Source organism: Streptomyces sp. MNU76 (assembly GCF_020982545.1).
GTDB lineage: Bacteria > Actinomycetota > Actinomycetes > Streptomycetales > Streptomycetaceae > Streptomyces.
On sequence record NZ_JAJKLK010000030.1, the window covers coordinates 153830 to 166701 of the forward strand.

At 67.0% G+C, this 12872-nt stretch carries 10 protein-coding genes and 4 pseudogenes; 11 read left to right on the top strand and 3 right to left on the bottom strand.

Annotated features, from left to right (window positions below):
* The first annotated feature begins 42 nt into the window (after positions 1-42).
* The 4 genes from E4N62_RS44350 (at position 43) to E4N62_RS44365 (ending at position 3948) form a co-directional block, all read left to right on the top strand.
* Complete coding sequence (locus E4N62_RS44350; RefSeq protein WP_230223932.1) at positions 43-1203, top strand: SAVED domain-containing protein; 1161 nt, start codon at positions 43-45, stop codon at positions 1201-1203.
* Between the two features lie 240 nt (positions 1204-1443).
* Positions 1444-2373: a CBASS cGAMP-activated phospholipase gene (locus tag E4N62_RS44355; RefSeq protein WP_230223934.1), complete on the top strand. Its 930-nt coding sequence runs from the start codon at positions 1444-1446 to the stop codon at positions 2371-2373.
* Positions 2370-3539, top strand: a complete 1170-nt coding sequence (locus tag E4N62_RS44360) for a nucleotidyltransferase (RefSeq protein ID WP_230223936.1) — start codon at positions 2370-2372, stop codon at positions 3537-3539. The genes E4N62_RS44355 and E4N62_RS44360 overlap by 4 nt, the downstream gene beginning before the upstream one ends.
* The gene (locus E4N62_RS44365) at positions 3511-3948 is read left to right on the top strand and encodes a hypothetical protein (RefSeq protein ID WP_230223938.1); all 438 of its coding nucleotides are present in this window, start codon (positions 3511-3513) and stop codon (positions 3946-3948) included. The genes E4N62_RS44360 and E4N62_RS44365 overlap by 29 nt, the downstream gene beginning before the upstream one ends.
* Before the next feature lie 159 nt (positions 3949-4107).
* Here the strand turns inward: E4N62_RS44365 and E4N62_RS44370 are convergent.
* Positions 4108-4206 (bottom strand): annotated as a pseudogene (locus tag E4N62_RS44370) (cell division protein SepF); the annotation flags it as partial.
* A gap of 24 nt (positions 4207-4230) precedes the next feature.
* On the opposite strand from E4N62_RS44370, the gene E4N62_RS49980 reads away from it, so the two are divergent.
* Complete coding sequence (locus E4N62_RS49980) at positions 4231-4524, top strand: DUF6207 family protein (RefSeq protein ID WP_374117249.1); 294 nt, start codon at positions 4231-4233, stop codon at positions 4522-4524.
* A 21-nt stretch (positions 4525-4545) separates the two neighbouring features.
* Here the strand turns inward: E4N62_RS49980 and E4N62_RS44375 are convergent.
* A pseudogene (locus tag E4N62_RS44375) lies at positions 4546-5028 on the bottom strand (IS5 family transposase); the annotation flags it as partial.
* 189 nt (positions 5029-5217) lie between these two features.
* On the opposite strand from E4N62_RS44375, the gene E4N62_RS44380 reads away from it, so the two are divergent.
* Together E4N62_RS44380 and E4N62_RS44385 are read left to right on the top strand one after the other, a co-directional pair.
* Complete coding sequence (locus tag E4N62_RS44380) at positions 5218-5697, top strand: hypothetical protein (RefSeq protein WP_230223939.1); 480 nt, start codon at positions 5218-5220, stop codon at positions 5695-5697.
* A 2-nt stretch (positions 5698-5699) separates the two neighbouring features.
* Positions 5700-7239: pseudogene (locus tag E4N62_RS44385) on the top strand (ISKra4 family transposase).
* A gap of 22 nt (positions 7240-7261) precedes the next feature.
* Here E4N62_RS44385 and E4N62_RS44390 read toward each other — a convergent pair.
* Positions 7262-7618 (bottom strand): annotated as a pseudogene (locus tag E4N62_RS44390) (IS5 family transposase); the annotation flags it as partial.
* Between the two features lie 146 nt (positions 7619-7764).
* Here E4N62_RS44390 and E4N62_RS44395 point away from each other — a divergent pair.
* The 4 genes from E4N62_RS44395 (at position 7765) to E4N62_RS44410 (ending at position 12083) form a co-directional block, all read left to right on the top strand.
* The gene (locus tag E4N62_RS44395) at positions 7765-9198 is read left to right on the top strand and encodes a hypothetical protein (protein ID WP_230223941.1); all 1434 of its coding nucleotides are present in this window, start codon (positions 7765-7767) and stop codon (positions 9196-9198) included.
* 155 nt (positions 9199-9353) lie between these two features.
* The gene (locus E4N62_RS44400; RefSeq protein ID WP_230223942.1) at positions 9354-9491 is read left to right on the top strand and encodes a hypothetical protein; all 138 of its coding nucleotides are present in this window, start codon (positions 9354-9356) and stop codon (positions 9489-9491) included.
* Positions 9492-9659: 168 nt separating this feature from the next.
* The gene (locus E4N62_RS44405) at positions 9660-9836 is read left to right on the top strand and encodes a hypothetical protein (RefSeq protein ID WP_230223943.1); all 177 of its coding nucleotides are present in this window, start codon (positions 9660-9662) and stop codon (positions 9834-9836) included.
* A 33-nt stretch (positions 9837-9869) separates the two neighbouring features.
* Positions 9870-12083 (top strand): DUF262 domain-containing protein, encoded by a 2214-nt coding sequence (locus E4N62_RS44410; protein ID WP_230223944.1) that lies wholly within the window; start codon positions 9870-9872, stop codon positions 12081-12083.
* Positions 12084-12872 lie beyond the last annotated feature (789 nt).

The following is a 12872-nucleotide window of genomic DNA, read 5'->3' on the forward strand; positions in this document are numbered from 1 at the left end:
ACCAATCCAGCCTGCGCCAGGCAACCCAAAGGAGCCGCCCCCGTGGCACGCAAGTCCATCCCCGAAGTCGAGCGACTCAAGGTGTGGGTCCGCGCCGGCGGACGGTGCGAACTGTGCGGGACCTACCTTCTCGAAGGAAGACTGACCTATCAGGACTTCACCTTGGGAGAACTCGCCCACATCGTCGGACAGGAGGCCACTGCCAAGTCACCGCGGGGCATGGACCCCCTGCCGAAGGACGAACGCGACCTCGCCGACAATCTCATGCTGCTGTGCCGCGGCGAGCACAACGAAATCGACCGCAAGGGATCGTTCGATGTCATGACGGTCGAACGGCTGCGACACATCAAACGCGACCGAGAGGAATGGATCCGACGAGTGACCGCCCTCAAACCCGAGGCCGGCACCGTGGTGATCCGCCTCATCGGACAAGTCCGCGGCCAGGAAGTCGAACTCACCAAACCGACTGCCGCGGATGCGGTCATCCGCTCTGAAGAACGCTTCCCCGAGTTCCCCCTCAGCCTCCACGGCGACGGCTTCGAGGTGGACTTGCGCCGTTTCCCTCATGAAAAGACGGCCGGACCCGCCTACTGGGAACAGTGCAAGCAGCAGATCGACCGGGTCCTCGAACACAAGCTGGCAGAAGCACTGCGCGAAGATTCAGTGCACCACGTGAGCGTCTTCGCCTTCGCCCGCCTGCCCCTGCTCATCTACTTCGGCTCCCGTCTGGACGACACCTTCACCGTCTCCATCTACCAGCGGCACCGCAGCACCGAATCATGGTGCTGGCCCGACCCCGGCGACGCACCGAGGCGCTTCGTCACCGAGGCGCCCCGCACTTCTCACCCTGATGCACGGGAGGCAGTGCTGCTCTTGAACATTTCCGGATCGATCCAGGCAGCAGAGCTACCCGAACAACTTGCTCACCTTCCGCGCTGGACGATCCGCCCCCAGGACATCACACCATCCGTTGACGTGATCAATTCGGCTTCCACGCTCGACGAGTTCACCTCCGTCCTTCGGCAACTCCTGTCTGAGCTGGAGGCCAGCCACAAGGGCATGCAACAACTGCATGTGCTGGCCGCAGTGCCCGTTTCGGCCGCAGTGACACTCGGCCGCGTACACGATGCCAACGTTCACCCCACCTTGGTCATCTACGACCGTACCGACGGCCAGTACACGACGGCCTTGGAGATCTCCTGATGGCGTCGGCAAGGGATGCTCTCGAAGGGAGCGCCGACGCCCCGGCACGAACAGTTTTCCGCCAGCGTCACCAAAGGGCTCTACGCGGCCTTCACTTGCCCACGACGCGAGGCCATCGATGAACTGACGTTCTGATCACCAGGGGACGTAGTCTCGACGGCGAAGATCTGGCCCAGCCGGGCCGATCCTACAACGAGCAGCACAACGGGGGCGGTTCAACTGACCGAGCGTTTTCAGATCTTGGCCCTGGACGGCGGCGGCTTCCGCGGCATGTTCTCCGCCGCGGTCCTTGCCCGCCTCGAGGAAGACCTCGACATCCGCATCGCCGACCACTTCGACCTGATCGCCGGCACCTCGACCGGCGGGATCATCGCGCTCGGCCTCGGCCTGGGCCTCACCCCCCGCGAAATCCTCACCTTCTACACCGAGCACGGCCCGCGGATCTTCCGCGACCGCTCCAGAATGCGCGGCCTGCGACACCTCGTGCGCGCGAAGTACAGCACCGAGCCCCTGCGGGCGGCGCTCACCGACGTCTTCGGCGAGCGGACCTTCGGGGAGAGCACCAAACGCCTGGTCATCACCTCCTACAACGTCGCCGCCGACGACGTCTACCTATTCCGGACCCCGCACCTGCCCACCCTCAAACGGGACTGGCGGGAAAAGGCCGTCAACGTCGCGCTCGCCACCTCCGCCGCACCCACCTACCTGCCCGGCATGCCCCTGGACGGAGCCCGCCTCGTCGACGGCGGCGTGTGGGCCAACAACCCCACCATGGTCGCGCTCACCGAGGCCGTCGGACCGCTGTCCGTCCCCCTCGAAGCCATCAAGGTCTTCAGCCTCGGCACCACCACCGACGTCCGAAGCCGCCACCGCCGCCTGGACCGCGGCGGCCTGCTGCCCTGGGCCGGCGACGCCGTCGAGGTCCTCATGCGGGCCCAGAGCGAAAGCGCCGCCAAACAGGTGCGCCACTTCATAGGCAAGGACAACGTCCTACGCCTCAACCCGACTGTTCCCACCGGAGCCGTCGCGCTCGACAACGTCGACACCCAGACCCTCTCCGGACTGGCAGGCCACGTCAGCCGCGACGTCTCACCGGCCGTCCACCGCGCCTTCTGCGACCACCGAGCCCCCGCCTACACGCCCTGCCACCCCACCCGTGAGGAATTGTGAACACGCTCAACCCGACGGGGGAGGCGGACACCGATTCCCTCGAACAGATGCTGTCCATGCTGCTCGACGGCGCCGTGGAAACCCTCGACATCTCCCCGGACCTCTACGACACCGCCGTTCGCCGTTACCAGGATGTCGGCGCCTGGCTCGGCCTGCAAGAGAGCGCGGACTGCAAGATCTACTCGCAGGGATCCTTCCTCCTCGGTACCGTCGTCCGCCCCCAGACACCCACCGGCGAGTACGACATCGATCTCGTCTGCCGCATCCCGCTGCACAAGACCAGCACCACTCAGGACGATCTCAAGCAGCGAGTGGGCGACCAGCTCGTCGCGTACCGGCGATGGAAGCAGAGCCAGGGCCACAGCGACGGCCCCAGCAGCCTGGAATCCCGCCGCCGGTGCTGGACCCTGGGATACGCCGGCTTCCACCTCGACGTCCTGCCCGCCATCCCGGACGACGAACACCAGCCCACCGGCATCCTCTTGACCGACAAGAACCTGTACAAGTGGCAGCACGGCAACCCGATCGGATACGCCGACTGGTTCAGCTCCCGCTCCGAACTCTCGCACGCCCTTCTGGCGAAGCGCGCCAGCATCGCGGACGTGCCCGTCTGGCACATCCGCAGTACTCTCCAGCGCCTCGTGCAGGTCTTGAAGTGGCACTGCATGACCTACTTCGGCGACGACACCGACAACCGTCCGCCGTCCATCCTCCTCACCACCCTCGCCGGCCGCGCCTACCGCGGGGAGGACGACCTGTTCACCGCCCTGCGTAACGTCCTCGCCGCCATCCCCGGCTTCGTCGAACGGCGCAACGGCCAGTGGTGGGTCGCCAACCCCGCCCACAAGGAGGAGAACTTTACCGACAAGTGGAATGAATACCCTGAGCGGCGCCAGGCTTTCATAACGTGGTTCCGCGAGCTCACGGAGACCATGGACAACCCGTCCCTGAGGCACTCCGAGGGCTTGGACGCCGTCTACTCCCAACTCGTCAAGTCCTTCGACCCCGGCCCTCTTCAGCACTCCTTCACCCGCTACGCGAACCGCATGAAGAACACAGCGACCCAGCAGCGGATGAGCGCTACCGGGCTGCTCTCCACCACCACCGTTGGCCCGCGCAGGCGTTCCCAGACCTTCCATGGCCAGCACACCGACGCGCGCGATTAACCTCGCCCGGCAGCTGGCCGCCGTCAAAGCGGCTGTCCCCACAGCCGAAGCCACATTGCGCGGCGGCGAACTCGTCTGCACCCTCACTCTGCAGCCCACCCCCGTCAGCAGGCGCTACAGGGTCAGGATTGCCTACCGCCACCGCGGCAACCCCCGCGTCAGCGTCATCGACCCGCCACTGGCACTGCACCCGGACGCCACACACCTCCCGCACGTCTACGCCAGCGGCAACCTGTGCCTGTACCTGCCCGGGGAGTGGAACGACCACATGTTCCTCTCCCAGACCATCCTGCCGTGGACCTCGGCATGGCTCCTGCACTACGAACTCTGGCTCATCACGGGACGCTGGACGGGAAGCGGCGAAGAGCACGCCCTCCCGACAGCCTGGCCACCCACAGCCAACCGGTGAGAGCCCCACCGCCAATGCCGGATCACCGGACTGCGGCAGGATCGTGTACTCATTCCGGATGTTGCTCGTCCCGGAGCGCCATGAGAGCTGTGCCGCCGTCATCAACGACGGCCGCGAGATGCTCGTCACTGTGCGGGTGCTGCCCGAGGAAGTGCGTCGGCGATTCGCTTCGCTATCGTCCATCCCAGTCAAATGAGTGATCACCGGAGTTCCCGCACGGAAGTGCTCCCCGTTGGTACGGGCCTCGTTGTAGGTCCGGCCGATTCGGTGGCTAACGCGACCATGGCAGGTCAGGACAGTGCCCGCCCGAGTGATGCCACGCAGACGGAACCTGCGGGATGCGGCGACATTGCCCAGGGCGTGAGACGGGTCAGGCACGTACTTGTGTCAGAGCGGGGTCCACTCGTGGTGAACCTCGCAGCTTTGGATGACGACACGGCGCTCGCATTCCAGGATGCGATCGCCTGGAGGCGGGTCACACCCGCACGAATCCGAGGGCACCACGACAACCAGGTGAGCCGGTGTGCGTGCGCTGCTGAGTGGACCTGCGTCAGGAACTCCAGAGTCGGTGACTAGGGTGCGTTTTGAAAGTGCTGGTCACAGCCACTCGTTGATGGCTGCGACCAGCACCGTCGCTTCGTAACGGACGGCGAGCTTGTCGTATCTCGTGGCGACCGCACGGTGCCGTTTCAGGCGATTGATTCCGCACTCCACTGCGTGGCGCTGCTTGTAGTCGTCCTTGTCGAACTTCCACGGGCGTCCGCCGTGGGAACCGCGTTTCTTGCGGTTGGCGATCTGGTCGCGCTTCTCCGGGATCGTGCAGCGGATGCCACGTTTGCGCAGGTAGGTGCGGTTCGCGCGGGAGCCGTACGCCTTGTCGGCACGCACCTTGTCCGGCCGGGTGCGCGGGCGGCCAGGCCCGAGCCGGGGCACCCGGATACGGCCCAGGACCACCTGGAACTGTGGGGAGTCCCCGCGCTGGCCGGCCGTGATGACCAGGGCCATCGGCTTCTGGGCCTGCTCGACCGCCAGGTGCAACTTGGTGGTCAGCCCGCCCCGGGACCGTCCGAGCCCGTGGTCGTCGGGCTCGGTGAACACACCGCCTGGCGGCTCGATCTGCAGATCCCCTTTGGGTGTAGATCTTCTGAGGGTGCCTCGTTGGGGTGATTCGCAGGGGGTTCGGGATGTGGCCGGTTGTGCCGACTTTTACCGTCGCTGGGGTCGAGCGCGCCGTGAAGCGTGCGGGTGCTGAGTGAGGGTGGGTGTGGTGTGCCGTCGTTGATGGAGGCGTTGGAGTCCAGGCGGGCTGAGGTGCTGGGCCAGGCCGAGCGGCTGCGTGAGCAGATCGCTGGTCTGTCCGAGGAGTTGTCGCGGGCCGAGGAGCGGCTGGCGCGGTTGCAGATCGCGCGCGAGACGGTGGAGGAGGTGCTGGCCGCGCCGTCTTCGCCGGTGCCGGGCACGGACGCCGCGGGTGGGGGTGACGGCGGGGTCGCTGTGGCGCTGGTGAAGGCCGAGGCAGAGCTGGACGTGACGGTGATGTCGCCGGAGTACCGGGAGATCATCGCTTTGTTCGCAACCTCGGGGGCGGCGATGCGCTGCAAAGAGGTCTGCCGGCACCTGGGTCTGGGGATTGAGCCGCGGCATGTCGAGGGGATTCGTTCGAAGCTGAAGAGGCTGGTGGAGCGCGGGATCCTGGCTGAACCTTCGTCCGGGCTGTTCAAGGTCGACGGCAGGAAGCAGGGGTGGTGAGCGTGGTCGGGCCGGCCCGGGGTGCGCTCGCGGAGTGTGAGGACGCCTTCGCCGCCTCGGCGGGTCTGTTCACCGCGGCGTGTGCGGAGCTGGCGGCTCCTCAGGCGGCGGTGATGACGCATGCGCAGTTGGAGGATCTGCTGGGAGCGCGGATGCGCGAGGTCACCCGGCAGTTGTTCCAGGACCATCTGACCCTGCGGGCCAGGGAGGAGGTGCGTCGGCAGGAGGTCGTGGACGCCACCGGTGTCGAGCGCTCGAGGATCGAGCGGGACCGACGTCGGAGGCTGGCCACGGTGTTCGGCAAGGTCACCGTGGTCCGGATCGCCTACCGCGGCACCAGGGTGGCGGACCTGCACCCGGCCGACGCGGTGCTGAACCTTCCGGACGGAATGCACTCGCACGGGCTGGCCCGGCTCGCCGCGATCGAGTCCTCCCGCGGCAGTTTCGCCGACGCCTGCGAGCGGATCAACGCCCACACCGGCTCCGGCATCGGGCACCGGCAGGTCCAGGAACTCGCTGTCAGCGCCGCGGTGGACATCGACGCGTTCTACGACGCCCTGGTACCCGCCCCCCTGCACCGACACCACACCACTGATCTTGTCGGTCGACGGCAAGGGCGTGGTGATAAGGCCCGAAGCGCTGCGCGAGGACACCGCGAAGGCCGCGGCGGCCAAGGGCGGCAACGCGATGAAGACCCGGCTGGCGTCCGGGGAGAAACACGGCAGGAAACGGATGGCCACCCTGGGAGCCGTCTACGATGCCGAACCCGCGCCGCGCACAGCCGACGACATCATCGCCGACCCCGACCGGCAAGACGCCGGCCACGGCGCGGCGCCCGAGCGCTGCCAGGGGCCGAAGGCCCGGTCGAAGTGGTTGTGCGGCTCGGTGAACGACACCGCCGCGCAGGTGGTGGCCGCCGTGTTCGATCAGGCGGAGCACCGCGACCCCGGACACCGCCGTTGCTGGGTCGTCCTGGTCGACGGCGCCCGCCATCAGATCGACCTCATCAAAGCCGAAGCACTACAGCGCGGCGTGGACGTCCACATCATCGTCGACCTCATCCACGTGCTCGAATATCTGTGGCGAGCAGCCTGGTGCCTGCACTGCAGCGGCGATGCCTCCGCCGAGACCTGGGTCGCCCGTCACGCCCGCGTCCTGCTGGGCGGCGGCGTGCAGCAGACCGCCGCCGCACTCGAGGAAGCCGCCCGCACCGCCGGACTGCGCGACGCCCAGCGCAAGGGCATCGACGAGGCCGTGAACTACCTGACCGGCAAGGCCGAGCACCTGCGCTACGACACCGCCCTTGAACGCGGCTGGCCGATCGCCACCGGAATCATCGAGGGAGCATGCCGGCACCTGGTCAAAGACCGCCTGGACATCACCGGCGCCCGCTGGGGCCTGTCCGGAGCTGAAGCCGTGCTCAAGCTGCGTGCCGTCCGTGCCAACGGCGACTTCGACGCCTACTGGGCCTGGCACCAGCAGCAGGAGTTCATCCGCAACCACCAGACGCGCTACCGCGACCGGGTCATACCCACCGCCTGATCAACAGCACCCCCATTGGATCTGCACCCATCCCCTTTTTGCGGGCACCGGCCGCATGCTGGTGGGCGCGGGCGATGGTCGAGTCCACCGAGACGTCCCAGGTGATCAGTCCCTCGGCGTCGGCCCGGGCCTGGAGCTGCTCGAAGATGCGGTGCCAGGTGCCGTCCCGCTGCCAGCGCCGGAACAGGCCGTAGACCGTTTCCCACGGGCCGTACCGCTCGGGCACGTCCCGCCACGGAGCACCTGCGCGGGTGCGCCAGCGTATGCCGTCTATCAACTGCCGCTTGGTGTGCACCGGTGGCCGGCCAGGCTTCTTGCCGACCGGGAGCAAGGGCTCCAGCTTCGCCCACTGCGCATTCGTCAGATCATGCCGTCCCACAAAGTGGATCTTGACACATCAAGATCCACTTCTGAAACGCACCCTAGGGCCAACGGCCCTCGTTGTAACCCTAGTTGTCGGTGCCTGTTTCTGCGCTGCAGAGCGGGTATGTTGCGGGAGGCGGGATGGCGGACAGGACGGCGGTCATGCAGGAGCTGTGGCCGCAGGTGCTGGAAGCAGCCAAGAAGCGGCGGCGGTTCACCTGGATTCTGCTGAGTCAGAACGTAAGAGTGCTCTCCTATGACGGTGCCACGCTGATACTGGCCTGGGTCAATCAGGGCGCATTGGACAACTTCAGCAGCTCCAGCTCCCGCCCCGTGCTCGAGGAAGCGATCGAGGAGGTCCACAACCACCAGGTCACCATCGAATCGGTCGTACAGAGCACACCACCAACCCTCGTACATCCCGCGCCCGAAAGCTCGGCGACGCAACTGCACGTATCTGTCGCCGTCACGGCTCCTGACCCGGCACTCCAGCCGGGTGAGCCTGCCACTTCCACCCTGCACCGGGTTCTGGGCCAGACGGCGTTCCTGATGCACGAGCAGGGCAACAACCAGGCTGCGGCCCTGCTTGCCGATGTAGGAAACGTGGAACTGGGCGGCCCCGGACACCGATCGGGGCACTCCGTAGACGCCGTCCTCATCGTGCCGGCCTATCTCGTTCCCCGGTTCACTGAAGACGTCATCGCAGCGATCCAGCCGGTGTTCGAGCACGTGGCGGGGCGGCATGGACTGAGGATCAACGGAGTCACCGCCGCACCCGCGCTTCCCCAGATCGGTGACGACTGGAGGCAGGTCCTGCAAACAAGGCTGGCCACGGAAGCGTCCCCCGACCAGCCGGCTCAGACCCGCGCCGAGGAAGCCACCTTGACTCTCAGCAGGGAGGGCTCGAGTGCAGACCGGACGCCAGGGTGCACCCGATACGGCAAGACCACTGGACGTCGATGCTGCCGCCCAGCTGCCGAATGGCCGCTCTTCGACGACCTGCCATCCCCGGTAGCTGCTTGCTTCACCCACCTCACACCCGAGGAGTGGGCAGCCTGCCAGCAAGCCCGCGCCCGGGCCACGAAGGAATACAACGCCCGCTGGCAGGCAGAACATGCTGCGCGCGAGTCTGTCGAAGACGTGCCAAGGCATGCGGCGAAGCTCAGCTCTACGCCGCGGCCCTGCACCAGCGCATGCACTTCCCAGGAACGCGCCTGGGGCCACGACTCGGACGGAGCCTCGGTGACATGCGCGTACTGCGGCGGGTGGGTGTGCCTGAGTTGCGGGCAGGCGAAGGTCGACGGAGCCTTCGAGTTCTGCACCGACTGCTCGAAGAACGATTCGTGGGACGACACCGGCCCCGAGTGTGACGGTCAACACGAAGAGGAAGCCGACACTGGACCGGACCCCCACGCCCGGCTGACGGCCATGGTCAATGACCTGGTCAAAGCGACCGACACCACGCACCGGCAAGTGAACGCGCGCCTCAACCGCAGAGTCGGGGTCATCACCAGAGTCGGCGCAGACGAACAGGTCATCCGCCGTGCAGTCGGCGCAGCCCGCGTCTGGCTCGACCAGCTCGTCTCTTCCGACTGACCAGGGCGGGCGGGACGGTTCTCCGCTCCATCACTGCCCCGACGGAACCCGCCGAGGAGTTCTGGGTCGCCTCACCAGTGTGGCGCAACGGTCCGATCGAGGACGCGCACGCCTTTCGGCCGACCAATCGGCGCAAGGCATTGCACGACGGGACGATGCTCGCTCGCAACACCTGGCTCACCCGGCAGGCATTCGACATCCTGGGCTCCGACGACCAGTTCCGCCTCTATGAGCTGGAGCCCCCTGCTCCTGGACCGGGACATGGTCTGGCCGGGATGCGCAAGGGAGTCTGACGGACTTCGGCTGAGGATTTCTCGGAGAGATCAAGAAACATGTGAAGCAGCGCATCGACACGTTCAGCCACTTCGAGAGGAGACTGCCGCCAGATGACTCTTCGTCTTTGCCGGCGCTCCCCGGATCGGGACCCAACGGGACCACTACGGCACACGCGCGGTGACTGGATGACCCGCATCGGCCCTGCTCCCGCCCCGGTCACTGCAGATCTTGAGGACACCTGGAGACTGCTGCTGGAGTCCCCGTGGGAACTGGGCGCCGCGAACCTCGACTGGTTCGCCTGGAACCCGATAGGGCTGCCCGCACGCTGTCTGTACGGGGCCAGGGGGGAGTTGGGATCATAAGGCGATACGCCGGGCAGGTGGGGGAGTGGTGTCATGGGGTCGGACGAGATCAGGTCTCAGGGCTTCAGCCTGAAGGAACTGTTCCGTGACGTGACCTATGAGATCGACTACTACCAGCGCGACTACACCTGGGGCGAGGACGAAGTCCGCACGCTGCTGCGGGATCTGTGCGGATCGTTCAGGAACTGGTCGGCGAACCCGTCCTACCTGCGTCGGCCGTACACCGCACCGCAGTACTTCCTGGGGCCGTTCGTCTACTACGAGCCCTCCAAGTCTCGGCGCTACCTCGTCGACGGGCAGCAGCGGTTCGTCACGCTGCACCTGCTCTTCCTGCAGCTGCGCCTGGCGGCGCAGGAGCGCGCAGACTCCCGGGCCGTGGACCGGCTCAACCGGGTCATCACGACCGACGGCGAGCACTTCTCACTCGGCATCACCGATCACGAGCCCGTCCTGCGAGCAGTGGCCCAGGCCCGCCGCTACGAGACTGGCGTGGGGGATTCCCTCTCCCGCCGCAATCTGTGGGCGCGCAGTGAGCAGATCGAGTCCCAGCTTGCGGAAGAGCTCGACGCGGAGAACCTCCACCGGTTCACCGAGTGGCTGCTGGACCGGGTTGTCCTGGTCGGGATCCGCGCGGCCAGCCCCGACCACGGCTACCGGATGTTCGAGACGATGAACGACCGCGGCGCCCGACTCACCGCCGTAGACCTCCTCAAGAGCCACCTGCTGTCCCACGTCGGCGAGAACGAAGACCAGCTGAACACTCAATGGCACGAAATGCTGCGGGAACTGATCACTGACCGGGAGGACTCCACAGCTGCTTCCCGCTTCATCAAAGCCTTCCTGCTGGCCCGCTGCGCACGCGAAGGCATCGCCGAGGACCGCACGCAGATCGACAGCAACCTCAACGTGTGGGTGAGACAGCACGCCGAACACCTGGGACTGGTGCCCGAACACCCGGAAAACTTCCTGCACTTCGTGCGGGACCTGCTGAAGACAGCCAGGCTGTACAGGCCCTTCCTCGCCGCCGGCCGCGCACTCAAAACAGGCGGCGACCGCCTGGAGGCGGTCCTCTTCAACGAACACAACGGACTCAGCTGCCAGGCAGTCGCCCTCCTCGCCGCCATCGACCCCGACGACCAGCCCTCCGACGCCAAGGACAAAGGCCGCCTCGTCGCCGACTACATGGACCGCTGGTACGCCCTGAGGGTCCTGCAGGACCTGCCGGTGCAGTCGGCCGACGCCGACACCCTGGCCCACGACACACTCGTCCCCCTTCTGCGCAGGTGCCGCACCGTCGCCGATGTCACAGCCGCGCTCGGCGGCCTCGTCACCCAGGACGCAGGCTCGATACGCGACGCGGTCACGCTCGGGCTGCGCGGCAACAACGCCCATCAGATCCGCTACCTGCTGGCCCGGGCCACCGCCTACGTCGAAGACGCCTGCCACCGCCCCCACGACGTGCTCGCCTACCTCGACCGGGACCGGTTCCACATCGAGCACCTGTGGGCCAACCACCACTACCGCGTGAAGGAGGACATCCCCGATCCCGTCGTCTTCCGCAGCCGCCGCAACCAACTGGGCGGCCTGGGCCTGCTCATGGGGCGCGAGAACTCCAGCATCAACGACCTGCCCCTGATCGATAAGGCCGGCTACTACGCCCGCAGCAACGTCCTGCTGGGCATCATCGCCCCCGGCTACGACCAGCGAAACCCGCTACTGCGAGAGTTCATCAAAACCCACAAGCTCGACAAACTCCTCAGGCCGTTCAGCCCCCGGGAGACGATGACCTCTGTCGTCCAGGCCCGCCAGGAACTGTATCTGTGCCTGTTCGAACAAATCTGGAACCCCGAGCGCCTCGGCCTGCCGGCCACCCCGCCCAGCAAACCGGGCGGCGCCGACGAGCCGCCGGCCCAGACACCTGCGACCGCCGCGCGGCGCAGGCCAGCCGCCGGGCGCCGTCGCACCGACGTCGCCCGCATGGTCGCGGCCCAGATCCTCCAGGCCGGCGCACGGATCGTGCTCACCTACCGCTCCACCGACCACTGGGCCACCATCGACGAGGACGGCGGCATCGTCCTCACCGCGACCGGTGGCACCCCCTACGGCCGGGCCGACGAAGCTGGCGCTGTCGCCCGCGGCACCAAGACCTGCCAAGGCATGAACGAATGGCACATCGAAGACGAAGCAGGGGCACGTATCAGCCTGCGAACCCTGCGCGATCGCGCGGTGGCCTCCGGCTCCCTGTAGCCATCGTCGTGACGTCGCGCGCCACCTCGACGACGTCGAGGTGGCGCGGCGGCTGGAACAACAGCGCTGCTCGTTCGTGTCGCCAGGGGCAGAGGTTCAGACTGGCCGGGCGACCCTGGCTCAGATCGTCAAAACCGGCCTCATGACGGATCACCTGCGCCGAGTTCACTCCGACCGTGCACGGTGACTCGTCCCAGTGGTGTCAGCCCCCACCAGAGACCGCTAGGTCGCCCCGGCCGCGCCTGGGGTGACGGACCGCACCGTTGGCGATCATGATCTCCTTGGCGGACCAGGCCCGGTGGCAGTCGTCGCACACCGTTTTCATCCACCCTGCGGGCGGGTCATGGCGCGAGCGTGCCCGGCCCGGGCCGGCGCACAACTCGCACAGCGCGTCGGCCTGCGCCTCGCCACTACCTCACGCAAGCCCGCCACTGCCGCCGTCCGCTCGCAGTCCTCGCCGAGGCCCTCATCCGCCACGCCCTCGGCACCGCCAACTTCCTGCTCATCGTGAGCCGCTGACCGGTAGGCGTGCACGGCAACGCTGAAGGCGCGGGCACGCGCACGGGCGTTGTCCCGCTGGCGCTGTGCCTTCGACTTCTGTCCCACCGATCGGTGTGCCCCTCTCCTGCGGCCGGGACACGGCGACCGTAAGTATTTCGGCAGCCGCACGAGCGTTCAATGCATGTAAGAGGGAAGACCCGACTCGAAAGCTGTTCGCGCTTCTGGGCGTGCATCCCCACACCCAAGGCATTGGTGCTCGCATGGATCGCGTCCCGTGCCTGGCCCCGG